The sequence below is a fragment of the Citrobacter sp. RHBSTW-00881 genome, assembly GCF_013728515.1.
Taxonomy (GTDB): Bacteria; Pseudomonadota; Gammaproteobacteria; order Enterobacterales; family Enterobacteriaceae; genus Citrobacter; species Citrobacter braakii.
On the sequence record NZ_CP056269.1, the window covers coordinates 3,729,524 to 3,752,608 of the forward strand.

18 protein-coding genes, 1 tRNA gene and 3 pseudogenes are annotated in these 23,085 nt (G+C 50.9%); 11 read left to right on the forward strand and 11 right to left on the reverse strand.

The window, feature by feature from the left end:
- Positions 1-42: 42 nt before the first annotated feature.
- Both cusF and HV311_RS18045 read right to left on the reverse strand, forming a co-directional pair.
- A complete protein-coding gene (gene cusF, locus HV311_RS18040) occupies positions 43-390 on the reverse strand; it encodes a cation efflux system protein CusF (RefSeq protein ID WP_016152151.1) in 348 nt (115 codons plus the stop codon).
- Positions 391-422: 32 nt separating this feature from the next.
- On the reverse strand, positions 423-1,805 hold the full coding sequence (locus tag HV311_RS18045) for an efflux transporter outer membrane subunit (RefSeq protein WP_016155924.1): 1,383 nt from the start codon (positions 1,803-1,805) through the stop codon (positions 423-425).
- A 195-nt stretch (positions 1,806-2,000) separates the two neighbouring features.
- On the opposite strand from HV311_RS18045, the gene cusR reads away from it, so the two are divergent.
- From cusR to HV311_RS18075, 6 genes are all read left to right on the forward strand, one after another.
- The gene (gene cusR, locus HV311_RS18050) at positions 2,001-2,684 is read left to right on the forward strand and encodes a copper response regulator transcription factor CusR (RefSeq protein ID WP_016152149.1); all 684 of its coding nucleotides are present in this window, start codon (positions 2,001-2,003) and stop codon (positions 2,682-2,684) included.
- The gene (locus HV311_RS18055; RefSeq protein ID WP_016152148.1) at positions 2,674-4,125 is read left to right on the forward strand and encodes a Cu(+)/Ag(+) sensor histidine kinase; all 1,452 of its coding nucleotides are present in this window, start codon (positions 2,674-2,676) and stop codon (positions 4,123-4,125) included. The genes cusR and HV311_RS18055 overlap by 11 nt, the downstream gene beginning before the upstream one ends.
- Positions 4,126-4,373: 248 nt before the next feature.
- A complete protein-coding gene (locus HV311_RS18060; protein ID WP_016152147.1) occupies positions 4,374-4,700 on the forward strand; it encodes a hypothetical protein in 327 nt (108 codons plus the stop codon).
- Between the two features lie 368 nt (positions 4,701-5,068).
- Entirely contained in the window at positions 5,069-5,575 is a 507-nt protein-coding gene (locus HV311_RS18065) for a hypothetical protein (RefSeq protein WP_191220269.1), read from the forward strand.
- Between the two features lie 14 nt (positions 5,576-5,589).
- Complete coding sequence (locus tag HV311_RS18070) at positions 5,590-5,841, forward strand: membrane lipoprotein lipid attachment site-containing protein (protein ID WP_016155920.1); 252 nt, start codon at positions 5,590-5,592, stop codon at positions 5,839-5,841.
- Between the two features lie 80 nt (positions 5,842-5,921).
- Positions 5,922-6,725: an MBL fold metallo-hydrolase gene (locus HV311_RS18075; RefSeq protein WP_075846842.1), complete on the forward strand. Its 804-nt coding sequence runs from the start codon at positions 5,922-5,924 to the stop codon at positions 6,723-6,725.
- A gap of 69 nt (positions 6,726-6,794) precedes the next feature.
- Here HV311_RS18075 and HV311_RS18080 read toward each other — a convergent pair.
- Both HV311_RS18080 and HV311_RS18085 read right to left on the reverse strand, forming a co-directional pair.
- A pseudogene (locus HV311_RS18080) lies at positions 6,795-9,239 on the reverse strand (trimethylamine-N-oxide reductase 2).
- 20 nt (positions 9,240-9,259) lie between these two features.
- Positions 9,260-10,354 carry a NapC/NirT family cytochrome c gene (locus tag HV311_RS18085; protein ID WP_016155916.1) on the reverse strand — a complete coding sequence of 365 codons (1,095 nt, stop codon included), beginning with the start codon at positions 10,352-10,354 and terminating at the stop codon, positions 9,260-9,262.
- Positions 10,355-10,882: 528 nt separating this feature from the next.
- On the opposite strand from HV311_RS18085, the gene uspF reads away from it, so the two are divergent.
- On the forward strand, positions 10,883-11,311 hold the full coding sequence (uspF, locus tag HV311_RS18090) for a universal stress protein UspF (protein WP_016152141.1): 429 nt from the start codon (positions 10,883-10,885) through the stop codon (positions 11,309-11,311).
- Between the two features lie 240 nt (positions 11,312-11,551).
- On the opposite strand, the gene torD is transcribed toward uspF, so the two are convergent.
- Genes torD through torC form a run of 3 tightly spaced genes read right to left on the reverse strand, consistent with a single transcriptional unit; the run spans position 11,552 to position 15,871 of the window.
- Positions 11,552-12,166, reverse strand: coding sequence for a molecular chaperone TorD (gene torD / locus HV311_RS18095; RefSeq protein WP_191220270.1), 615 nt, complete (start codon positions 12,164-12,166; stop codon positions 11,552-11,554).
- On the reverse strand, positions 12,163-14,703 hold the full coding sequence (gene torA / locus HV311_RS18100) for a trimethylamine-N-oxide reductase TorA (RefSeq protein ID WP_065554222.1): 2,541 nt from the start codon (positions 14,701-14,703) through the stop codon (positions 12,163-12,165). Before torA ends, torD begins: the two co-directional genes overlap by 4 nt.
- Positions 14,693-15,871, reverse strand: a complete 1,179-nt coding sequence (gene torC, locus HV311_RS18105) for a pentaheme c-type cytochrome TorC (protein WP_016152138.1) — start codon at positions 15,869-15,871, stop codon at positions 14,693-14,695. Before torC ends, torA begins: the two co-directional genes overlap by 11 nt.
- A 131-nt stretch (positions 15,872-16,002) precedes the next feature.
- Here torC and torR point away from each other — a divergent pair, with 131 nt between their 5' ends.
- Positions 16,003-16,695 (forward strand): two-component system response regulator TorR, encoded by a 693-nt coding sequence (gene torR / locus HV311_RS18110; RefSeq protein WP_016152137.1) that lies wholly within the window; start codon positions 16,003-16,005, stop codon positions 16,693-16,695.
- Here torR and torT read toward each other — a convergent pair.
- Entirely contained in the window at positions 16,668-17,699 is a 1,032-nt protein-coding gene (gene torT / locus HV311_RS18115) for a TMAO reductase system periplasmic protein TorT (protein WP_047358039.1), read from the reverse strand. The genes torR and torT overlap by 28 nt on opposite strands.
- An 82-nt stretch (positions 17,700-17,781) precedes the next feature.
- Here torT and HV311_RS18120 point away from each other — a divergent pair.
- Positions 17,782-18,771: pseudogene (locus HV311_RS18120) on the forward strand (TMAO reductase system sensor histidine kinase/response regulator TorS); the annotation flags it as partial.
- A 14-nt stretch (positions 18,772-18,785) separates the two neighbouring features.
- Here the strand turns inward: HV311_RS18120 and HV311_RS18125 are convergent.
- On the reverse strand, positions 18,786-19,937 hold the full coding sequence (locus tag HV311_RS18125; RefSeq protein ID WP_001254932.1) for an IS30-like element IS30 family transposase: 1,152 nt from the start codon (positions 19,935-19,937) through the stop codon (positions 18,786-18,788).
- Positions 19,938-20,000: 63 nt separating this feature from the next.
- On the opposite strand from HV311_RS18125, the pseudogene torS reads away from it, so the two are divergent.
- Positions 20,001-21,791, forward strand: a pseudogene (torS, locus tag HV311_RS18130) (TMAO reductase system sensor histidine kinase/response regulator TorS); the annotation flags it as partial.
- Between the two features lie 8 nt (positions 21,792-21,799).
- Here the strand turns inward: torS and HV311_RS18135 are convergent.
- A tRNA-Arg gene (locus HV311_RS18135) sits at positions 21,800-21,876 on the reverse strand.
- A gap of 39 nt (positions 21,877-21,915) precedes the next feature.
- Positions 21,916-22,095, reverse strand: coding sequence for a hypothetical protein (locus tag HV311_RS18140; protein ID WP_016152134.1), 180 nt, complete (start codon positions 22,093-22,095; stop codon positions 21,916-21,918).
- 36 nt (positions 22,096-22,131) lie between these two features.
- Between HV311_RS18140 and fimW the strand changes: the two genes are divergently transcribed.
- Entirely contained in the window at positions 22,132-22,725 is a 594-nt protein-coding gene (gene fimW, locus HV311_RS18145) for a fimbria biosynthesis transcriptional regulator FimW (RefSeq protein WP_016155913.1), read from the forward strand.
- Positions 22,726-23,085 lie beyond the last annotated feature (360 nt).

Here is a 23,085-nt window from a genome sequence, read left to right on the forward strand (position 1 = left end):
TTCGAAGAATCCGGGCAAGAATAAAAGAGACCAGCGAGAACGTTATTTACTGATGTGAATATCGCGTAACACAGAGATATTTCCCTGCTGAACAAACGTAAACGCAACCTTATCGCCGGGTTTAATATCGTCAGCCTTGGTGTCGGCAACCCGCGTAAAACGCATCGTCATGGCAGGCCAGTTCACCGCGGGAATGGGATCATGCTTGATCGTGATTTTTTTACTTTCTTTATCAATAGCTTCAATCACCCCGGTGGCGCTAATGACGTCTTCCTGTTGGGCCGCTGGCTGCATGTTCATCATCTCGCCATGCTGATGCTCATTGGCCTGAGCGTTAAACATGACCACAGAGAAAAAGCTAAACAACACGGCTTTGGCGGTAGTATTCATACTTGATGCTCCTGAAAAGTTAATATTAAGGATTACTCCACCCAACCGCCGCCTAAGGCAGCAAACAACTTAATTTCATTAACCTGTTGGGCGTAATTAAGATCGAGCAGCGATTGCTGCGTAGCGAATAAAGAACGTTCGGCGTCCAGTACTTCGATGTAGCTAACCGCACCATTTTGATAAAGCGCTCTGGCGCGTTGTAAGGTGATTTGCAATGACGTCAGGTAGCGCTGCTGACCGCTAATTTGATCGGCAATGCTTTGGCGCAACACCAGCGCATCCGCCACCTCTTTAAACGCGTTCTGAATTTTTTGTTCGTAATTCACCACCGACTGCTGTTGGCGAATTTCAGCGAGGTCGAGATTGGACTGATTACGTCCGGCGTTAAAAATGGGAATATCTATTTTGGGGACAAAATTCCACATACCGCTGGTCGCATTAAATAAGCTGGAGAGATCGCTGCTGCTGCTGGAAACTGAACTGGTCAAGGTAATCGACGGGAAAAACGCTGCTCGTGCGGCGCCGATATTGGCATTCGCCGCCATTAATCCGTGTTCAGCTTCCAAAATATCCGGGCGCTGCAACAGGATTTGCGACGAGAGCGACGGCGGCAGCGTTACTGGTTTAATATCCCCGCTGCTGCGCATCTGGTCGTTGGGTAATTTCCCGTACGTACCCAGCAACAGTTGCAGCGCGTTGTTGGCCTGCGCCAGTTCACCTTTACGCTTCGCGATTTCGCTGCGCGTGCTTTCAATCACGCCCCGCGCCTGTTCCAGCGCCAGTACGTTGGTGCTTCCGGTCAGCAACTGCTTCTCAACAAAAGCGTAAGAACGCTGATAGTTTTGCAGCGTTTCTTCGGCAATTTGCAGTTGTGCATAAGCCAGACGCTGATTGAAATAACTTTGCGATACGTTGGAGATTAATGAGATGTGTACCGCCCGACGCGCCTCTTCGCTGGCAAAGAAATTCTGTCGCTCAGCTTCACTCATATTTTTCAGCCGACCAAAGAAGTCCAGATCGAAACTGAGATTGAGTCCAGCTTCGAATTCACGATCGGTGCTGCTATCGCCTTTTAATTTGCCGCTGTAAGTACCGCTGGAACCTGCCGTGATTTGCGGATAGCGGTCAGCATCCGTGACGCCATATTGCGCTCTCGCTTCCTGAACTTTTAGCACTGCCATACGTAAATCGCGGTTATTGACCAGCGCCTCGCCAATCAGCGCCTTTACCTGGGAGTCAACGAAGAAGCTCCGCCAGCCCGTGTCCTGATATCCCACCGGTGCAGAAACCAGGGCGTTCTGGCTTAAGGAGAATTGCTGCGGCACAGGCAATGTCGGACGCTGATAGTCCGGCGCCAATGAACAACCGGCGAGAACGAATACAGCGCTGAGGGTAAGAAGCTTAAATTTGCTCATAGTTCTTCTCGTCCTGACCGGACTGATGGCCCTAAAAAATGTAGGAATTTATAGTGTTGTACTTTAACGAAGTGACTCTGTTTAAGCGGTGACAGGAAAATGACAAAACTGTCATTTTCCCAATAACCGATTGCTATCCGATCCCGCTTCCCTAGAATTGAAAGTCCGCACAACCCGTGTGAGAAGGAGAATGCGATGAAGGTGTTGATAGTCGAAGATGAGAAAAAAACCGGTGAATACCTGACGAAAGGCCTGACGGAAGCGGGTTTTGTCGTGGATTTAGCGGATAACGGCCTGAACGGGTACCACCTGGCGATGACCGGCGATTACGACCTGCTCATACTCGACATCATGCTGCCGGATGTAAACGGCTGGGATATCGTACGGATGCTGCGTTCCGCTAACAAAGGGATGCCCATTCTTCTCCTCACCGCGCTGGGTACCATTGAACATCGGGTTAAGGGTCTGGAATTAGGCGCTGATGATTATCTGGTCAAACCGTTCGCCTTCGCCGAACTGCTGGCGCGGGTCAGAACGCTGCTGCGCCGCGGGGCGGCGGTGATTGTCGAAAGCCAGTTTCAGGTCGCGGATTTAATGGTCGATCTGGTCAGCAGAAAAGTCACCCGCAGCGGGACGCGTATTACTCTGACCAGCAAAGAGTTTACGCTGCTTGAGTTTTTCCTGCGTCATCAAGGGGAAGTTTTACCCCGCTCGCTGATCGCTTCCCAGGTCTGGGATATGAATTTTGACAGCGATACCAATGCCATCGACGTCGCCGTTAAGCGTCTGCGCGCCAAAATTGATAACGATTTTGAGCCGAAACTGATTCAGACCGTACGCGGCGTGGGATATATGCTTGAGGTTCCTGATGCCCAGTAAACGATGGCGGCGCCCTTTTTCGCTGGCGACACGACTGACCTTTTTTATCAGTCTGGCGACGATCGCTTCATTTTTCGCCTTTGCATGGATAATGATCCACTCCGTAAAGGTCCATTTCGCCGAGCAGGACATAAATGATTTACAAGAGATCAGCGCCACGCTGGAGAGGATTATTAACCAACCCAACGAGCCGGAATCACGCCGTCTGGAAACGCTAAAAAACGTGGTTGAGGGCTACTCGAACGTCATTATTTCTCTGGAAGACAGTAAGCAGAAAGCCATTTTTCATTCGCCAAATGCGCCGGATCTCCGGCAATTTATCGCCAGCGCAAGACCGGATAAAAATGCCCATGCCAGCGATGTTTTTATTATATCCGGCCCAACACTGCAAACGTCCAAACATATTCACGGACAAAAAACGTCGTCTAACTGGCGAATGATTCGCCTACCGGTAGGAAAGCTGACTGATGGAAAAGCGGCGTATACGCTGTATCTGGCGTTATCGATCGATTTTCATCTGCACTATATTAACGACCTGAAAAACAAACTGATTATGACGGCATCGCTGATTAGCATGATGATTGTATTTATCGTGCTGTTCGCTGTGTATAAAGGCCATGAACCGATCCGTAATGTCAGTCGGCGCATCCAAAATATCACCTCAAAAGATCTTGATGTGCGCCTCGATCCGCAAGCGGTCCCTATTGAACTGGAACAGCTGGTAAGTTCGTTTAATCACATGATCGAACGCATTGAGGATGTATTTAAACGTCAGTCGAACTTCTCGGCGGATATTGCCCATGAGATCCGCACGCCAATAACCAACCTGGTCACACAAACGGAAATTGCGCTCAGCCAAACCCGTAGCCAAAAAGAGCTGGAAGACGTGCTGTATTCCAATCTTGAAGAGTTTGGTCGTATGTCGAAAATGGTAAGCGACATGCTGTTTCTGGCGCAGGCAGACAACAATCAGCTTATCCCGGAAAAGACAGCGCTTAATCTGGCCGATGAGGTTGGTAAAGTGTTCGATTTTTTCGAAGCCTGGGCAGAAGAGCGCGAGGTTGGCTTACGTTTTGAAGGACGCGCATGCTGGGTTTCAGGCGATCCGTTAATGCTACGCCGGGCAATGAGTAATCTGCTTTCAAATGCCATGCGCTACACACCAAAAGGCGAGTCGGTAACCGTGCGGGTGAAAGAGGCGGATGGCCTGGTCCAGATAGTCGTGGAAAATCCCGGCCCCCCCATTCCCCCACAGCATCTATCGCGGCTATTTGATCGTTTTTATCGGGTTGACCCTTCGCGACAGCGTAAAGGCGAAGGCAGCGGTATTGGCCTGGCGATTGTGAAATCGATTGTTATCGCCCATCAGGGGAAAGTCTCGGTGACATCCGATCAGCTTGCCACCCGTTTTATTCTGACGCTGCCCAAGCATGCGATGTAATTTATGATAATGGCGTTTATACCTTAAACAATTCGAGTTGCAGGAAGGCGGCAAGAGAGGGAATCCCCAGTCACTTACTTAAGTAAATGACTGGGGTGAACGAGCGCAGCCAACGCATATGCAGCTTGAAGTATGACCGGTATATATATCATCACCGATTCTCTGACATAACCGTCATAATCCTGTCACGCCGCTGACAGCCCTCACTAATTATAATTTCTTCCGTAAACCCCAACAGGAGAAATATGATGAATAAGATATCTTCTTTTTTCGCTATCGCGTTTTTTATTTCAGCTGGCGTTAATGCGGCAGACACACCCAAAATGCATCAGCAGGCCGCAGCAGCCCATGAAATGATGAATAACAGCAGTGCCCCTGCACATCAACAAATGGCGCAAGAACACGTCGCACAGACGAATAATTCAACGTCAACGCCATCCCAGGCACGCCCCTTTTCACAAATGAATAAACATGAAAAAGCGATGGTCGTTCACCAGTCAGTGAATAACGGTCATTCATATGCCCATGAGGTTCAGGCCAGGCAGCACCGCGCACAGATCCCCGCGCAAGGGTAACGTTGCCCTGTGTTGAATAAAATGTCCATCAATACGCTATGTATGAATATTGCGGACAAAACGCGCCACGCAGGCCTGTACATTTACAAGCCTGCGTTCCTGCCGTTAATGTCAATATTAATATTTCTTTAAACACTTCATTAAAAAGTAAATATAATTAAGCGTTTTATCTTACTTGTATAAACTACGTAATTCACCTGCCTGTAATGTTGCATATTAGAGCCCCCACACCCTCACCATTAATATAAATTAGGATTCCCCCTGGTATGCGTCATTAATATTTAATGGGAGACTGCCGTCGTCGTAAACATGACATTCAAACAGTTCGTATTCCTATAAATAAACTTAATGATGATAGTGAGCAAAAAATGAAAAAACGTCTGCTGACCCTCTTTGTCCTCGGCCTGACAACGGCCACAACGGCATGCGCAATTACCCCGGCAATGCAGAAAAAGTATGAACATTCAGGTTGTACACAAATGAGTGAACTCAATGGCTGCGATATCAATAAATCCTATCAGTGGAACCGCGATCATGGCTTTATTGAGAACGGCAACAGCCAGCAGAGCCGTCATCATCGTCATGGTGAAGAGCAGCAAAATACCGCTGACCGGGATAACTACGATAATGCCGATATTTACGGCAAATTCAGCGGAAATTACGTAGCCAAATTTGCCAATGGTCAACGCAGCGTTGATATTCACGTCGAGGGTTCCAGCGTGTACGTCAATGGTAATGAAGTGCGTGACGTAAATACCTATCAGGATACGATGACCTTCCGTGTCGGCTATGCCACTTACACCATTAAAACGAATGGTCGCGGTAGCTGGAATGACAGCGATGCCGGGAATGATGGCAAAATTGTGCGCGAGTAACGGATACCGCCACAATGAAAAAACTGATTTCCACGTTGGTTATTATGGCTAGTCTGTCGGGCTGTGCCGAACATCCTTATCTTTCTGCAGCCGCTGCTGGTATTGGGGCCGCAGCAGTTGCCACGGCGATCGCTAATCACAAAAACCGTGAAGCCAACCGTGATAAAGAGCATGAACGCCAGGAGCGTGAGCAAAGGGAGAACCAGCATGCGTGGCGGCATCGTCACCATCACTCCGATGATGACGGCCATTACTATCACCGCTAAGTCAGCACAAAGAGCGCTGCGATCACAGCGCTCTCAACGGTCATGTATTACAGTATGCCGTTTTAATACTGGAGTCAGGCATGGCATTAACCCTCACGGTATTGCTTGAAAACAGGCGCGCTGCGAGCGCAGATAAATCCTTACGGGCAAAGCCTGGATTAAGTCTGTTAGTTCAGGACGAAACCACCACCATACTCTTTGATACCGGCCCGGACGACAGCTTCATACTTAATGCCGCGCAAATGGGCGTAGACCTGACGCAATTGACCGCCGTGGTTCTTTCGCACGGCCATTACGATCACTGTGGCGGCGTACCGTGGCTGACGGATAACAGTCGTATCATTTGCCATCCCCAAATAGCCTGCGAACGGTATGCCTCAATAACCCTGGCGGGAACGCCAAGAAAAATAAAAAAACTCTCGCGTGATAACGACTATTCTCGACTAATCATGGAATACACCCGTGAACCGTTGGCGATCAGCGATCGATTTTTGTGGTCCGGGGAAATTAGTGTCGCCACTCCACAGGCCTATGGCGTTATTAGCGAGAAAACACCTCAACCGGATTACATCAGCGACGAAGGCGTATTGATCTATAAATCTGATCGCGGGTTAGTCATCATTACCGGATGCGGGCATCGGGGAATAGAGAATATCGTACGCCATTGCCAAAACATCACCGGCGTTAACCAAATTTACGCCCTCGTCGGTGGGTTCCATTTACGCACCGCCTCCCCCGCTAAGCTATGGCGAACCCGACAATTTATTAAGCAACAACAACCAGAAAAACTACTCGGCTGTCATTGCACCGGTTCGTGGGGTCGATTGTGGCTACCGGGAACTGGCGCCCCGGCAACGGGAGATGTGATTGTGCTGGCAGAGTAAGGGCGATAAGACATTGCCATACCAGCAATAAAAAGCGGGAGCCTTACGGCCCCCGCTTTTCAACCATCATTACAGAGTAACGATTGCTGGCTCATCAAAGACGGTGAGTTTTGGCGCTTCGCCGGTGAATTTCTCTGCGTATACCAGGCTGGTATTCCCCGCGCAGCCATTCGCCAGCCTTGAGGTTGGGATATCCGCCGTCAGCACGTTCGCGCCGCCATTTTTGCAGATACCGTTCTCAATATCTGGCCATGCGCCTTCATGGATACAGATAATTCCCGGTTTGATACCGTCACTGATGTGTGCCCCCACCAGCACCTGTCCACGCGCATTCCATACGCGTACCAAATCGCCCTCGGCAATACCTCTGGCTTTCGCATCATCCGGGTGAATCGTTACCGGCTCACGATTGGCAATCGCGTACTCTTTGCGCAGCGAAGCGTAGTTCAACTGACTATGCAGACGATGTGCCGGGTGCGCCGTCAGTAGCTGCAGTTGATCTTTATCCGCAGTTCCTTTCCATTCATCGGGTTCAATCCATGACGCATGCGGCGGACAATCTTTGTATTGATAGCCTTCAATCGTTTTTGAGTAGATTTCTATCTTACCGCTCGGCGTTCCAAGCGCATTCATCACCGGATCGCTGCGGAAATCCGCGTAGCGTACATATTTGTTATTCTTTTCATTCTCACGCATTTCGATCAGTTTGTTTTGCTGCCAAAACGCGTTGAACTGAGGCATGGCGATACGCTGGGCGCGGGCGGCTTTTTGCGCGGCATCATAGAACTGCTTCAGCCACGCCATTTCATCTTTGCCCTCGGTGTAGACCGCCTTACCGCCAGGCTTGAGCATCTCCGCCAGATCGGCAAAGACGTCAAAATCACTGCGTGCTTCAAACTGCGGCTCAATGACCTGCTTCATCGGCACCAGATGTTGGTTACTGTAATCACCGGTCATGGTCAGATCGTTGCGTTCAAACGACGTGGTTATCGGCAGGACTATATCGGCATGTTTGGCCGCTGCGGTCCAGTAGCACTCAGAGATGACAACCAGTTCAGGCTTCTGCCAGGCTTTGATTAAACGGTTAGTATCCTGATGATGGGTAAAGTTTGCGCCGCCCGCCCACCAGATCATTTTGATATCCGGGAAGGTTTGCTCTTTACCGTTATGCTGATATTTGCCGCCTGGATTTTCCAGCGCTTCGACAATTCGCGCTACCGGCAGGCTGATCACCGCATCGGAAACCGCCCAGTCGTTACCCGCAGATGACCCACCCTCAATTTGGGCGGAGATGGCTGGCAATACCCCCCCGGTACGCGTTGGGTTACCGCCGTTGGAATAGTGATAAGAGAACCCGAAACCACCGCCTTCGGTACCAATTTGCCCCAGCATCGCCGCCAGAGTCACCAGCATCTAGTGTTGTTGCTCACCGTATTGCTGGCGCTGAATCCCCCAACCCGCCATGAGCATGGTTTTATTGCTGGAGAAAATTTCCGCCAGCTTCTCCAGTTGCTCAGCAGGCACGCCGCACACGCCGGAAGCCCACTCGGCGGTTTTCTCTATTTTGTCGCTCTTGCCGAGCAAATACTCTTCAAATTGCGGATATCCAGTGGTGTATTTTTCCAGGAAGGCTTTGTCATGGAGATTTTTCTTCACCAGCGTATGGGCGATCCCTAACATCATCGCCACATCGGTCCCCATATGTGGCGCAATCCAGGTTGCATTATCACCAAAGAACTCAATGGTTTCGGAACGCATCGGATCGATGGCGATGACGCTTTTCCCTGATTTCTTCAGCAGATTAAAGTATTCAATCCCCTGTTCATCCGTGCTGCTCCAGGCAATCTTGAGGGTATTGAGCGGGTTCATCCCCCACAGCACCACGACCTGACTGTGCTCAAGCACCATCGGCCAGGTGGTTTGCTGCTCATAGACTTCAACCGATCCCACAACGTAAGGCATGATCACCTGCGCGGCACCGGTTGAATAATCTCCGGTATGGCCTGCGTAACCACCGGCCATGCTCATATAGCGTTGCAGTAAGGTTTGCGCTTTATGCAGAACGCCGCTGGAGCGCCAGCCATAAGAACCAGCAAATATGGACGCTGGGCCATAGCTGCTACGGATCCGGCTATGCTGCTCATGTATCAGTTTCAGTGCCTGCTCCCAGCTAACCCGCACGAAAGGATCGCTTCCACGTTTACCATCCGCATTACCCGGGTTTTCCAGATAGCTTTTGCGCACCATCGGATATTTTACGCGGATATTGGTATGGACCTGATCCGGCGCGGTTTGCTGTAACGAGTTCGGCACCGTTTTAGGCAACGCGCCTTTTGAGGAAACCACTTTGCCATCTTTTACTTCCACGTATACCGCGCCCCAACGCGCTGCCGTCAGAATCGCTCCGCCATTTTGGCCTTCGGCCCAGGCCGGCATTGGGATCACCGAAGAAATCGCCATTGTCCCGGTTGCCGCGCCAGCCGTCTTGATAAAGTCACGTCTTGTGAGTTTCATGATTTCTCCTGATTTATCGCTTATTTGTTCATGTCTTTAGCGTTGTACTGGAAGTAACGGCTCAGGATATCCAGTTCGTTTTCACTGATATTTGTGCGAGCGCCCATCCCTTTTGCTACTGAAGGCCAGGCGTTGAGCGTGAAATGATTCGCCGGAATTGGCGCATGGCAGCCCGCGCAGTACACATTGTCGAGTTTGCGTGCGTAATCCCACATCGGTTCACGGCTGGCGAGAGCGGAACCGCTCCATTCACCCTGCAGCACGACATCTCGCCACACATTGCCGTAATCATCTTTTTTCCAGTCGGAGAGGATCTTCAGCGATTGCTGACCTTTTTCACTCAGGCTGGCAAGAATCAAACGCTGTCCTGCCGCGTAGTAAATGACCTGTTCATTTCCCTGCATCTGGCTACCGCGAATCTCGACCTGTCGCGTATTGTCCGTTGTTTTCAGAACCTGCATTTTTGTTGCCGGGTAAACGGTTCCCAAATCGCCCAGCGCAGTGTTGCTTACGGCATAAAGCTCTGTTGCCGAAGCAGGGGTGGAGGCGGACTGCGCTTCAAGCCCTTTGAGCGCGCTGTCATCCATTTTTATTTCAGGTGGGAAATGGGCGACGCCTTTGTGGCAATCAATACAGGTTTGCTTTTCCTCGATGCCCATTTTGTGCATTTTCTGGGCCTCTGCGCTTTGTGCGGCAAGATCCATCGCGTCCATGCTGTGACAGCTACGGCAGGTCGCAGAATCGCTCGCTTTTAGCTGTGCCCAAACGGTTTGCGCCATCTCCAGACGGTGTTCTTCAAATTTTTCTGGGGTATCGATTTTTTTGGTTATGAACTGATGATAAACATCTTTTGAGGCCCGCAGTTTAGCCACCAGATAATCCAGGCCGCCCTGGGGGATATGACAATCAGCACACTCTGCACGAATACCTTTCTGATTCTGAAAGTGAACCGAACCGGTATATTCCTCATACGGTGCCTGCATCGTATGACACGACAAACAGAATTCCGTGCTTGAGGTTTTGTGCAACGTCCATTGCCCTGCCAAAACGATAACAGCACCAAGAACAATGCACAGCAGCATCGTCCCGAGGATGGTTTTATTTATTTTTCTCATCTTTTATTCCCACAAGACGAATACCCTTTAATAGGTAGACAATAATTACCCTAACGCGGCTACTTATTGATATTCATCAAACGCAGAGGGAAATGAGAATCAGCATGTGGGTAAGTTTGAAGGCGCTCGCATAATTAATACGAACGAAATTAAATATAAAATACCTTTTTAAATTCAGATAATTAAACCAAATCCAAGGTTTAATTAACCATTAATTATGGAAACGTCAGAATAAAAGTTTGATGATTGCTGAATGGCATTAAAATTATGCCCTTGGCAATAGTCGCCATATAATAAAATATATAATGAAAAAACATAAAAACGAACCCTTTTCTATTACGAGATAACACGTATTAATGAAGATACCCCTCTTGTGGTTGTGCTCAGATATACATTCACGACAAGACTTGTGACACGCACCTATCATTGACGCGCATTTATGCATGCAACCTTGATCTGGTCACTTATTATACAGATTCGATTTTCGCTACACTCTGGGTAGAGGTAAACAAACAGGAGGTAGTGAATATGTATCGCTCAATTCTGGTGCCCATTGATATCTCTGAAACCGATTTAACCCGCCATGTTGTTCCACAGGTCCTGGCGCATGCCAAAACCGCTAAGGTCCACTTTTTAGCCGTTATTCCTACCGTTCCGTTCTATGCCTCGCTGGGGCTGGCTTACTCAACAGAATTCCCGGACAGAAGCGGTCTGCAGGCCAAGGCCAGCGAAAAACTCGAAGAGATTATTAAGCAGTTCAATATTCCTGCAGGCAGGAGTCAGACTCACGTCGTTTACGGCCCGCCGAAGGATCAGATCCTCAAACTGGCGGAGGCGGTTGACGCTGAGCTTATTGTTATTGCCTCACATAAGCCTGGTTTTAGCACTTATCTGCTGGGTTCAACGGCGGCTGCCGTAGTACGCCATGCAAAATGTCCCGTGCTGGTTGTGCGGTGATAGGGTCAAAATGGGGGCGAATTTGCACTAACGTTTATAAGTTAAGCATTCTTGAGAACATGTGATGCTTGCTCAGGGTTCCGTTCACCTCAGTGGTAAATGTAGCAATATACCGGAGGCAACAGATTCATTGCCTCCGGATGTCCCACTCTCAGTTACTCATTACGGCCATTCATTTTCGTTAAAATGACAAGCATTAGAGCGAATGTATTCCCGGTGTTCTGTGGCTTAGGCCATCACTCAGTTCTGAATATCCAGCCTGACCAGTGCCAGCAACAGCTGACTCAGCGCGCCATAGAAACCAAAGTCATCATAGCGGCGGCATTTGGCGGTGAATTCCGGTAACCAGCGTAACAGCCCCGCCAGCGTTTCTCTGCGCAGCGCATCAATACGCTGGCGGCTAAACCCAGACTCTCCCAGAGAAAAATGCAGATGACTCAGCAGTTCGATAAAAATTGCCAGATGATCGGCTGACTCGCTAAACGTTTCGCTTACCTGCATGCCAGCATCGGCTAACAATCGTTTAATGACCCCGTAATTCGGCCCTCCTTCAAGATGGGCCGACGCATAGGGTAACGCCGCGTGTTTTTCCGTCATCAGAAACAGGCTACAAAAATCAGCCGCCAGTTCGAGGGTTGCGTCCTCACGCACCTGAAGCGCAGCAATTTTCTCCTCCAACTGAAGGACTTCCGCTTCAAGCGACGGTTCACCTTTTAGCACCGCGAACCACTCAGCCATTTCGCTGGACTGCAAAAGTGCCAGGCTGTCATCGTCACGTTCCCGGGAAAACAACTGCGCCAGCCAGGCGTAAACGCAGGCCATCTGTTCTGTTGTAAGGGAAGAGTGTTTTATCATGACGATACCTTCTCCGCCGGAACATATTCGCACTGCGCCACCATTTTTATCGGGCCGCTAAACGCCGTCACGTTATCCACCTTGCCGGTATATTTCTCAATTTCCACCAGCGTAGTATGAGCGCTGGTCGCCTGCGCCAGTTGAGACGTGCCGATATCGATTGTTAATACGTTTGGATTGCCGTATTTACACAGCGCCCCAGTTTCTCCGCCGTTATCAGGGTCGTACCAGGCACCTTCATGAATACGCGCCACGCCTGGCGAGTAGAGATCGGAGACAACCGCCCCGGCCAGTACTTGTCCACGTGCGTTAAAGACACGGACAATATCACCGTTGCGAATCCCCCTGACGCTGGCATCCTGCGGGTTGATAAACACCGGCTCTTTACCACTTACCGCATAGTGCTTACGCAGCGCTTCAGATTCACAAAGCTGCGAGTGCAGACGGAAATCAGGGTGAACAGATTGCAGATGCAGTGGCCAACGCTGCGACCCGGGTCCACCATGTGAGCGTTCGATTTTCTCAAACCACATCGGATGCCCCTGGCAGTCGTCATACTGCATACCGGCAATGGTTTTCGAGAAAATTTCGATCAATCCGCTCGGCGTGCCCAGCGGCTCAAGATCGGGGTCTTCGCGGAATGCCTGATGACGTACAAACATCTGCGGATGTTCGAACTCAACGTACTCTTGCTGATTCCAGAAAACGTCAAAAGCGGGGAGATGAACGCCGCGCCCTTTCCCCTGCTGGCTTCCTTCCTGCCAGATCCGTTTCAGCCAACCCATCTCATCCAGCCCTTCGGTAAAGGCTTCTTCACGATTAAAGCGGCGGCAGAGATCGCGGAAAATATCGAAATCATTACGTGCTTCAAATTGCGGCTGCACCAACTGTTTCATGGCGATAATGCCGCGGTTGGAGTGGTTGCCATACTGGTCAAGATCGTTACGCTCAAACTGGGTCGTCGCGGGCAATACGATGTCAGCGAATCGACAGGTCGAGGTCCACTGATTATCGATGGCGATAACGGTTTCCAGCTTACGCCAGCCCTCAATAATACGATTGATCTGCTGGTGACGATGGAAAGGGTTGGTCCCGGCAAAAACGCACATCTTCAACGGCGGCAACTTGACGGTTTTGCCGTTCCAGTTAATTTGTTTACCCGGCTCAAGAATCGCATCGATAAAACGCGCGATCGGGATGGTGCTGCTGTACCCCTTATAATCAGTGCTGTCATGCACAGGAGGTACGGTGGTGGAGCCAGAAAAACCGCTCAGGATAATCCCTTTGCGGCTTGGTGTGCCCGCGCCGTTGTAGTGCCAGCCAAAGCCGAAGCCACCGCCGGGTAAGCCGATTTGTCCAAGCATTGAGGCCAGCACCACGATCATCCACGCCCACTGTTCCCCGTGCTGCATACGCTGGACGCACCAGCCGGCAATAATCTGCGTTCTTCCGCCCGCCATTTGCCGCGCCAGTTCACGAATCGTATCGGCATCAATCCCGCATATTTTTTCCGCCCACTGGGCATCTTTAGGCTGTCCATCACTTTCCCCCAGCAGATAAGGCAGAAACTGCTCAAACCCTACGCAGTAGTTATCGAGAAAATGCTTATCGTAGAGCTTCTCGGTATAAAGTGTGTGCGCCAGCGCCAGCTGTAGCGGCACATCGGCCTGCGGATTCACGGCGACGTGTTTAACCTTGTCGCGGCCCAGGTAGTCGTGCGTCGAGGTGATGACCGGATCAACGCTGATAACCGAGATCTCGCCGCGCGCCACTTTTTCTTTCAGTTGTTCGTAGTATTCATAAACATCATGATCCGGGCACCACCAGTTCGCCTGCTGGTTTTTAATCAGGTCGGAACCCCACAGCACAATCGTTTTGCTGTTTTTCAGCACCAGCGGCCAGGAGGTCTGCTGTTCATATACCTCCATTGACCCGACCACGCGCGGCAGAATCACCTGGGCTGCACCAGTGGAATAGTCGCCCCCGGTACTTACGCTGTTGCCGTGCAGCGCAATGGCGCGCGCCAGCATCCCCGAGGCGTTATGGAACATGCCGGTTGATTGCCAACCGCTGGCCGTCAGCAGCGCGCTCGGGCCATAGGTCTTCTGAATTCGCTCCAGCTCCTGATAGAAGAAGTCCAGCGCTTCATCCCACGAAACGCGCACAAAGCGGTTATCTCCACGCTGCGTGGTATCGCTCTGATGGCGTTTACGCAACCAGTCGACGCGGACCATTGGATAGCGAATACGCGCCCCGCCATGCACGTGGTCCGGCAGTCCAGCGATCATTTTTGACGGGTACTTATCACGCTCAAACGGTTTGGCTTCAATAAAACGCCCATCAACCACGGTGGCGCGGATTGCCCCCCAGTGGGATCCGGTCAGGATCCCCTCTTTGACGCCAGTTCCCTGCGCCTCTGCGGCGTTGGCGCTGCGCGGTGTGAGCAGCGAAGGTCCTAACATACCGGCGACGGTCAAGCCGCCCAACTGCAGTAGAAAACGACGGCGAGATGCCTGAAAGAGATCGTTATTTTTCATTGCTTTCTCCCTTATCGCCATGCGGCTTGTCCGTGGTGTCAGAGGCATTCATCTGCAGATATTTCAGTAAGGTACGTTCTTCACGTTTATCCAGACTGGTAAATCCAATCATGCCGTTCAACGTGCCAATCCAGCCGTTGGCGTCAAAGTGTTCTTTCTCCGGTGCGCCGTGGCACTGGTTACAGGTTCCGTTATAGAGCGAGTCGGCATAAGCCCAGATTGGCTTAATGTCGTTAACCATATCGCCCTTCTGCATCCAGGCGGTGGCCTGCAGCTTGCTCCACTGCGTGTTCGTTTCCGCGACGGTCGTTTGCTCCAGAGTTTTCACGTGCTGCTGAATGTCGCCACGAATGGAGGCCACAAAAATGCGTTTACCTGGCAATTGCGCCAGCACGCGCTGACGCCCGTTACTCTCGGTCCAGCCCACAATCTCAATTTGCAGCCAGTCGCCGTCACGCTTTAACACTTTTACTTCAGAAGCAGGCAGCAGTGAGCCCGCAGGTTCTTTATCCCCTTTGGCGGCATAAATAGGTTTGATGTCCAGGGAATAGAGCGTATCGCCATCGTCGTTTGCGTTGGCGCGTAACTGGTCAAACTGCTTGCGGAAACCGCTGCTCATATCGGGAAGCTGATGCGCAATACCTTTATGGCAGTCAATACAGGATTGATTGTCCTTGGCCGCAATCTTCATCTGACGCGCAGCTTCAGGGTGCTGTTTCGCGTGATCCATCGCATCATAGTTATGACAGGAACGACAGGTCGCGGAGTTGTTCTCCTTCATTCGCGCCCATTCGCGCTCCGCCAGCTCGGCACGTTTGGCTTCGAATTTCTCAGGAGTATCAATAGAGTGGGCAACAAAGGTCTGGTAAATATCGTTGCTGGCCTCCAGCTTACGTTTCACCATGCCAGGGATATCGGATGGAATGTGGCAATCATGACACTCTGCGCGCACCCCGGAGGCATTCTGAAAATGCGCAGACTGTTTATATTCTTCATAAACCGGCTGCATGCTGTGGCAGCTCACGCAAAATTCGGTTGAACTGGTTAATTTAATGCCAACGTGCGGTAAGACGATCAGCGCGATACCGACCACCATCCCGATGACGACCAGCGCCAACACTGACCAACGTGCGCTCGGTCTGAGCAGCGCCCTCCATAGTTTCCGCATAATAGCCCCTGTAAATATATGGTTTAGTTACAGAGGATCTTATTTCGCAAATGTGAACGGCAACACTGGTCAGGATGAATGGCTTACGGCACAATGTGAACAGATATGAACAGAAAGAGACAACAAACAGGATGTCGCATCACATTGTCATTGTTGAGGATGAACCCGTTACCCAGGCACGATTACAGGCTTATTTTGAACAGGAAGGTTATCACGTCTCGGTCACAGCCAGCGGAGCCGGCCTGCGTGAAATCATGTCACAACACTCTGTCGATCTTATTCTGTTAGATATCAATCTCCCGGATGAAAATGGCTTAATGCTGACCCGCGCCCTGCGTGAACGCTCAACGGTGGGGATCATCCTGGTAACGGGTCGTAGTGACCAAATTGACCGTATCGTTGGCCTGGAAATGGGGGCTGATGATTATGTCACCAAGCCGCTGGAGCTACGTGAACTGGTGGTGAGAGTGAAAAATTTACTCTGGCGTATCGACCTTGCCCGCGAGGCGCGACCGGAGGCCAAAGACAACTGCTATCAGTTTGCCGGGTATTGTCTGAACGTCTCCCGTCATACTCTGGAACTGGGCGACGAGGCAATCAAACTCACCCGCGCCGAGTATGAAATGCTGGTCGCGTTTGTCACCAATCCGGGGGAAATTCTCAGTCGCGAACGTTTACTGCGCATGCTTTCGGCGCGACGGGTAGACAATCCGGACTTACGCACTGTGGACGTACTGATCCGCCGTTTACGCCACAAGCTGCGGGCTGATTTACTGGTGACACAGCACGGGGAAGGCTATTTTTTAGCGGCTGACGTGTACTGATACAGATAAACAGGACGGAATCCGCCGGGTGACAACGAGCACTTTACATGCTGGCTGTCGGCATTTTTCGGGGTGAGCACCAGGATCGGCGGACTGATATTTTCCGGCACCGGTTGTCCTTGTAATACTCTGATAGCCTGCTGAATCGCCAGTTCACCTTGCCAGACCATTTGATCGCTGGCAGCCATAATGATTCTTTCGCGTTTAAGCCCGCGATACACCTGATGCGACAGATAAAAAGAGACGACAGTTAACGGCGCGCCCTGATTGCGCTTCTCCCCCATTGCCGCTTCCGCAGCAATTGCCGTACCGGCCACCACGTCGGCATCCGGGTGACGCTCAAGCATCTCCTGCAACAGGTTACGCTGTATTTCAATATCATTATCGCCCAACGCCACATCCACGATGCGCACCTGACTGCCGGCAATCGCCTGACGGAATCCGGCCACCATCTCACGACTGCCCCCGGCGTCATCAGGTCCTGGCAATAATAAGACCTTTAGCGGTTTGCCCGCGCTCCACTTAACCAAATAGCGGCCTGGCTGATAACCCATCTGGAACCACGGAACCCCAACCCGGGCTTTTACCGTTGCGTCATGGATAGCATTCACCACCTCGATAACCGGCAGCGTGCCAACCTGCGCCTGCAAATCCGGAAAAGTCGTCGTGCTGCTGCCCAACAAAATGGCATCCGCGCCCCATTGCTGGCATTGAGCAATTTGTGATTTTTGCGTGTCGAACTGGCGATACCCTCCCGCCTCGAGCACCTTCAGGCTTACGCCGTATTTTTTCGCCGCCTCCAGCATGCCGTAATTCACGGAAAGCCAGTAGGAATCCTTCAGGCTGGGATACAGCGCACACAGTTTCCAGACTTTGTTCGCAGTAACGTCCGTTAGCGGCTCCGGCACTGCCTGCTGGGTATCCGGCCAGCGCAGCAGTGCGGACCCGGTCGCGTGACCTAAGCCGGGAAAAAGTGTGATAAGCAGGAAAACCAATACGCGCATGATAGCCTCAACATTGATAAGGCTTTATCCTAGTTGCTTTCCTCTTTTGGACTCAACCTTTTTAATCTGTGGCGACCCGACAGTGAATTTATCTCTGACCAAACGACTGTGGATAGGCTTCGGGCTGATGGCGGCACTGACCCTCATTAGTACGCTGGTAGGCTGGTATAACCTGCGTTTTGTCAGCCAGGTTGAGCAGGCCAATACCCAGGCGCTGATCCCGACCATGGACATGGCGCGCCAGCTCAGCGAAGCCAGCGCCTGGGAACTGTTTTCCGCGCAGAATCTGACCACCGCAGATAATGAAAATATGTGGCTGGCTCAGGGGCGTATGTTAACCGCCCAAAGCCTGAAAATAACCGCTTTACTGAAAACCCTGCGCGAGCAGGGCTTTGACACGTCGGCCATTGAACAACAGGAAAAAGAGATCGCCCAGTCGTTAAGCCATCAGGGGGAGTTGGTTGGCGAACGTCTGAAACTGCGCGATCGGCAGCAACAGCTCAGCCAACATATTGTTGAGGCTACCGCCGACGTTGCCGAAATGGCGCGCGGTCAGGCCAGTAATGCCGCCACCTCGGCGGGCGCTACGCAGGCAAGCATTTATGATTTGATTGAGAGCCATCAGGGGCAGGCGGCAGAACACGCTCTCGACAGGCTTATCGATATCGATCTGGAATATTATAACCAGATGAATGAACTGCGCCTGAGCGCGCTACGCGTGCAGCAAATGGTGATGAATCTGGGGAATAACCAGGCGCAGAATAACCTTGCAGCGCTGGAAACCCAGCTTAATGCCGCCGTCAGAGTGCTTCACCGCCGACAAATACGCATTGAAGATCCGGTGGTACGCACTCAGGTTGCCGGCGCTGTAAATTCGATAAGCCGTTATGTCGATCTGCTGGCCCTGTATCGTCAGGATAATGACATCACCACCCGCTTACAGATCTTATCGCAGAACAATATCGAGCAATTTACCCGTTTCAGTAGCGAAGTGAGTCAGTTGGTAGAAATCATTGGCCAACGCAATCAGACCGGGCTGGCGCATCTCAAACAGGCCAGCCAGCGCGGGCAAACGCTGCTGTAGATTCAATCTGTCAATGCAACACCCCTTTCAATTATCTCTTTCGGTGTTTTGAACTTCAGTGTCTTTCTCGGTCTGTTGTTTAGCTGAGCAGCAACCAGATCTAGTTCATGTTGAGTATATTGGGCAAGACATGTCTTTTTAGGAAAGTACTGCCGAATTAGCCCATTTGTGTTCTCATTTGTTCCCCGCTGCCAAGGACTCTGAGGATCGCAGAAGTAAACTTTAACGCCGGTGCTGACAGTAAATTCTAGATGTCTGGCCAGTTCCATTCCTCTGTCCCATGTCAGTGATTTTCTGAGTTCTGACGGTAAACTCAGGAATTTGTCGGTAAGAGCCTGATTTACTGAGACAGAATCTTTGCCCCTGAGTCTAAGGATGATCGTATAACGTGATTTTCGGTCTACAAGTGTGGCTATATGAGAGTTTTTTGTACCTGAGACTAAATCGCCCTCCCAATGCCCCAGAGAGCGTCTGTTATCGATATTTCGGGAACGTTCGTGAATTGGTGTTCCGTTCACTATGTTAATCGTACCTCTTTCGCCTTTGCGGGTATGACGCCTGCCATGGCGAAGGCTATGCGACCGTCGCAGATGCTGTATATTCAGGTGGTGTAGCGCTTCACGGCTACGAAAGTACAGCGTTTTATAAATTGTCTCAGGTGATATTCGCAGCGTTTTTTGACGTGGTTTTGTTCGCCTTAACCATCCTGATATTTGCTCTGGAGACCATTTCATCTCCAGCTTTTCCAGAACAAGCTTTCGCAATGGTAAATTTTGATCCAGTAAGCACGGTTTTGGCCTTTTCGCCATTCTGTTGGCTCGGTTATTAGCATCAACAGCTTTGTAATAGCGTCTGCCCCGATTACGCTGAACTTCACGTGAGATCGTCGAAGGACTGCGATTCAGCGCAGTAGCTATCGCACGAATGCTCATTTTGGCTGACAAACCAGCTCGTATCTCCTCGCGCTCAGACAGTGTCAGGTGAGCTACAGCCCGCTTACGCTCATGGGGTTTTATGCCGCCAGTATCCCTTAACATAGTGAAGATCGTTCCGGGTTTTGAACCCAGGATATTCGCTATTTCACTGAAGCCTGTTCCGTTCTTCCATAGTTCAAAAACAGAGGCTTTTTCCTCTGCTGTAAATGTTCGTCTCATTCAAAAAACCTCCGCAACCCCATGTTTTCACATAACTGTTGCGTTGACCAATTGAATCTACAGCTGCTGCTGTTAGGTGCGGTGTCATTGTGCTTGTTAATTCTCATTCTTTGGCGCGTAGTTTACCGCTCAGTGACGCGTCCGTTGGCGCAGCAAACCCAGGCATTACAGCGTCTGCTTGAAGGTGATATTGACTCCCCATTTCCGGAAACCGCGGGCGTTCGCGAACTGGATACCATCGGGCGGTTAATGGACGCCTTTCGCGGCAGCGTTCACGCCCTTAATAGCCATCGCGAACATCTGGCCGCTCAGGTAAAAGCTCGCACCGCCGAGCTGCGTTCTATGGTGTCTGAACACCGTCAGGCGCGGGCAGAAGCCGAAAAAGCCAACCAGGCAAAATCGGCGTTTCTGGCCGCCATGAGCCATGAAATACGCACCCCGCTGTATGGGATCCTCGGCACTGCGCAGTTGCTCTCAGACAATCCCGCTCTGGCGCAGCATCAGGAGAATCTGCGCGCAATCACCGACTCTGGCGAGTCTCTGCTGACCATCCTCAACGATATCCTGGACTATTCCGCCATCGAAGCGGGCGGAAAAAATGTGGCGATCGGCGATGAACCTTTTGAGCCCAGACCCTTGCTGGAAAGTACGCTTCAGCTCATGCACGGTCGCGTTGTGGGTCGCCCGGTCGTGCTAGTTACGGATTTTGCCGACGATGTCCCCGACTCCCTACGCGGCGATCCGCGCCGCATTCGGCAAATCATAACTAACCTATTAAACAACGCGCTGCGCTTTACCGATCGCGGACACATCACCCTGCGTAGCCGATGTAAAGATCAGGACTGGTATATTGAGGTTGAGGACACGGGATGCGGGATTGACCCTGTCCATCAGCGCGATATTTTTCAGCCGTTTGTTCAGGTTAGCGGTAAACGTGGGGGGACCGGGCTTGGACTCACTATCAGTGCCAGCCTTGCGCAGGCGATGCAGGGAGAACTGAGCGTCACCAGTACGCCGGGAGTCGGAAGCTGCTTTCGTCTGCGTCTGTCATTACGGGCTGGCGCGATGCCGGTAGCTAAATCCGTTCCACGTGCCATATCGTTACAGGGTTTACGCTTGCTGCTAATCGAGGATAACCCCCTCACGCAGCGCATCAGTACAGAAATGCTCACCCTCAATGGCGCCCAGGTCACCGCTGCCGACAGTGCGGCTGCGGCGCTCACCATACTGCAGCAATACGCCCAGTATAATGCCGCGCTGGTTGATTTTGATCTTCCGGATATCGACGGCATCACGCTGGCGCAACAGTTAACCCGCGAGTTTCCGACGTTAAAGCTAATAGGCTTTAGCGCACACGTCATCGACGAAACGCTAAGCCAAAGAACCAGCACCCTGTTTCTCGGCGTTATTCAAAAACCGGTTCCCCGGGATGAACTCAGTCGGCTCATTACCCATTATCTGCACGGTAACGCCCCTCTCCCGGCTGCATTAGAAAATGACAACCAACGGTTAGATACCCAGCAATTAGCCGGGGATATCCAGCTAATGGGATGGCAAAAGGTGCACGAATGGTTAGCGCTCTTTAAGCAACACACCCTTCCTGTATTAGATGAGATTGACGCAGCGCGCGCAGCATGTGAGTACGAGAAGATAAAACGTCTGGCACATCAGCTAAAAAGCAGCTGCGCCAGCATGGGGATGCGTTCCGCTAGCAGGATGTGCGCAGCGCTTGAACAGCAGCCGCTAGCTGATTTTTCACTCAGAGAGGAAGTACAACTAAGTCTTACAGAAGTGGAAATGTGGTTGGCAAAAGAAAATTTGTCGCGATTAGCCGAAGCTGAACATCAGAAGTGACGTTGAAATGGTACGCCCTGTAGGATTCGAACCTACGACCTACGGCTTAGAAGGCCGTTGCTCTATCCAACTGAGCTAAGGGCGCATTGCGAAGTGATTACTTCATGCAGATGAAACGCGTGAATTATACGGTCAGCGCTTGCTGAGTCAATGCCTTTTGTTTCGGTTGCTGGCGAAGTGTACGAATGTTGATTTTTTCTGCTCGTTCAAAGGTATCCAGGAAATCACCTGGTAACAACTCAGCCCGCAAAACGTCAGATTTAGGGATACATGTATTTAGAATATTTATGATTTTGCTTAACATTCTTTTATCCCCTCTCCAGTGGTCAGGAACTCTTTAATGTTAAGTATCGCCATCAAGGAAGAAAACAGTCACTTCGAACATGGACTGAAAATCATCATCTCCCATCTGGCAAATCAGTGGCATCAGGAGATTAGCTTTTTACCTGTCGAAGATATCGATCGCGCTGAAATCGCGTTTATCTCACTGGATGAAGATTGGCTCAGCGCCGATTGTTACATGGTTCCTGTCCACACCAGGCGCCAACACCGGGTGGTCATCTGTAGCAAAAACGACAAAGATAAGCTGATGTTCCGCCCCTGCCTGTACATGTTGCCACTGATTTATCGGGAAGATGACGTAGACGAGATAACCAAAAAACTGGTCCTCATCCTGCAAAAACGCGCACTGCGCACTAGCGTGCCCGCGACTATCTGCCATTACTGCACCACCCGCAACTTTTCTATCGAAGAACGCCAGTTCTTAATGTTTCTCGCCAGCGGGTATACGTTAGCCGAAACGGCTCATCTGCTCTCAGTCAGTGATATCCAGGCCAAAGCGACCCGCCGCAGCATTATGAAAAAGCTGCATGTGAAAAACGATCAGCAATTCTTAAGATACATCCGCGCACATCTGAACTTTCTGCAAAATTAGACGGGGTATCTCTGCCTAATTTTTATTGAGAAATATCTCATCATGGATTAAGCATCGGCTCCTACTGTACCTGGCTTCAGGCTGCGAGAATAATCCGGCCATACTATTTCCGGGGTAACAGAAAGACACACCCGGTAATATTTTATCTAATCTCAGAGAGAGGTTGAACTGGATAAAACGATCTTTTGGGCATTGAGTAAGACATCAGAAAACTTCCGGCAGATTATTCTGATGGAGTACGCAATTGCCAGTCTGATGATTGTTGAAGCACTGAAACCCAACGGCACAAGTCAACTCACCTTTGCGCTGACAAAAGTTTGGTTCAGGGATGCCTGTAGTCAGCAATTTATCCAGACCTGC

Excerpts from the sequence above, each read along its gene's own strand:
- cusF (WP_016152151.1), bottom strand. The coding sequence starts at position 390 with ATGAATACTACCGCCAAAGCCGTGTTGTTTAGCTTTTTCTCTGTGGTC.
- HV311_RS18045 (WP_016155924.1), bottom strand. The coding sequence starts at position 1,805 with ATGAGCAAATTTAAGCTTCTTACCCTCAGCGCTGTATTCGTTCTCGCC.
- cusR (WP_016152149.1), top strand. The coding sequence starts at position 2,001 with ATGAAGGTGTTGATAGTCGAAGATGAGAAAAAAACCGGTGAATACCTG.
- HV311_RS18055 (WP_016152148.1), top strand. The coding sequence starts at position 2,674 with ATGCCCAGTAAACGATGGCGGCGCCCTTTTTCGCTGGCGACACGACTG.
- HV311_RS18060 (WP_016152147.1), top strand. The coding sequence starts at position 4,374 with ATGAATAAGATATCTTCTTTTTTCGCTATCGCGTTTTTTATTTCAGCT.
- HV311_RS18065 (WP_191220269.1), top strand. The coding sequence starts at position 5,069 with ATGAAAAAACGTCTGCTGACCCTCTTTGTCCTCGGCCTGACAACGGCC.
- HV311_RS18070 (WP_016155920.1), top strand. The coding sequence starts at position 5,590 with ATGAAAAAACTGATTTCCACGTTGGTTATTATGGCTAGTCTGTCGGGC.
- HV311_RS18075 (WP_075846842.1), top strand. The coding sequence starts at position 5,922 with ATGGCATTAACCCTCACGGTATTGCTTGAAAACAGGCGCGCTGCGAGC.
- HV311_RS18085 (WP_016155916.1), bottom strand. The coding sequence starts at position 10,354 with ATGAGAAAAATAAATAAAACCATCCTCGGGACGATGCTGCTGTGCATT.
- uspF (WP_016152141.1), top strand. The coding sequence starts at position 10,883 with ATGTATCGCTCAATTCTGGTGCCCATTGATATCTCTGAAACCGATTTA.
- torD (WP_191220270.1), bottom strand. The coding sequence starts at position 12,166 with ATGATAAAACACTCTTCCCTTACAACAGAACAGATGGCCTGCGTTTAC.
- torA (WP_065554222.1), bottom strand. The coding sequence starts at position 14,703 with ATGAAAAATAACGATCTCTTTCAGGCATCTCGCCGTCGTTTTCTACTG.
- torC (WP_016152138.1), bottom strand. The coding sequence starts at position 15,871 with ATGCGGAAACTATGGAGGGCGCTGCTCAGACCGAGCGCACGTTGGTCA.
- torR (WP_016152137.1), top strand. The coding sequence starts at position 16,003 with ATGTCGCATCACATTGTCATTGTTGAGGATGAACCCGTTACCCAGGCA.
- torT (WP_047358039.1), bottom strand. The coding sequence starts at position 17,699 with ATGCGCGTATTGGTTTTCCTGCTTATCACACTTTTTCCCGGCTTAGGT.
- HV311_RS18125 (WP_001254932.1), bottom strand. The coding sequence starts at position 19,937 with ATGAGACGAACATTTACAGCAGAGGAAAAAGCCTCTGTTTTTGAACTA.
- HV311_RS18140 (WP_016152134.1), bottom strand. The coding sequence starts at position 22,095 with ATGTTAAGCAAAATCATAAATATTCTAAATACATGTATCCCTAAATCT.
- fimW (WP_016155913.1), top strand. The coding sequence starts at position 22,132 with ATGTTAAGTATCGCCATCAAGGAAGAAAACAGTCACTTCGAACATGGA.